We start from the raw sequence: 839 nt of genomic DNA, 5'->3' as shown, positions 1-839 counted from the left end.
ATCATCGACCACAATCCCAACTGCCAAAATCATTCCAAACAAACTAATGGTATTGATCGAAAACCCCATATAAAGCATCACTGCAAAAGTACCAATCAAAGATACAGGTATAGCGACCATAGGAATAACGACAGCGCGCCAATTTTGTAAGAACAAAAATACAACGACTAAAACGAGAAAGATTGCTTCGTACAGCGTATCGAATACCTCATCGATAGAGCTTACGATAAAAGTGGTAGTGTCATAAGGGATAGTAGCCTCAATGCCCTCAGGGAAACGTGAACTTAAGTTATCAAGAACATTTTGAACACCTTCTTTAATTTCAAGCGCATTTGCACCAGGTGCCCGATAAACTGCGAGCAACGCAGCAGGCGCAGCGTTATAAAGACCCTCTGAGACATAGCTCGATGCACCGAGTTCAACGGAGGATACATCTCGCATGTAAACGGATGAACCGTCTTCATTTGAGCGCAAGATAATATTTTCAAACTCTTCAACTGAATTTAAACGCCCTTTTGTGCTTAATGTATACTGAAATTGCTGTTCTTCAGGAGAAGGTGCGGCCCCCACGTTACCTGCTGCAACTTGCATATTTTGTTCGCTAACCGCATTGCGAATATCTGTAACAGTAATTCCCAAGGCTGCCATTTGATCAGGTTTAAGCCACATACGCATACTGTAATCTTGCTGACCAAATATGGTCACATCACTGACACCAGGAACACGTGCGAGCTCGTTCTTAACGTTTATCGACGCATAGTTCGATAGAAACAGTCTGTCGTACTGATTATCGGGAGAGAAAACACTGGCTACCAACACCATGTCAGTAGACATTTTAT

1 protein-coding gene is annotated in these 839 nt (G+C 42.6%); it reads right to left on the bottom strand.

All coding sequences use genetic code 11. The annotated features are described in order from the left end of the window. Positions 1-839 (bottom strand): efflux RND transporter permease subunit (locus tag A3738_RS05395; RefSeq protein ID WP_197473621.1); only part of this gene is annotated, 839 nt, incomplete at both ends.

This window comes from Oleiphilus sp. HI0066, from assembly GCF_001635725.1.
Note: the sequence above shows the minus strand (reverse complement) of the source record. Positions and strands in the feature narration are given on the sequence as shown.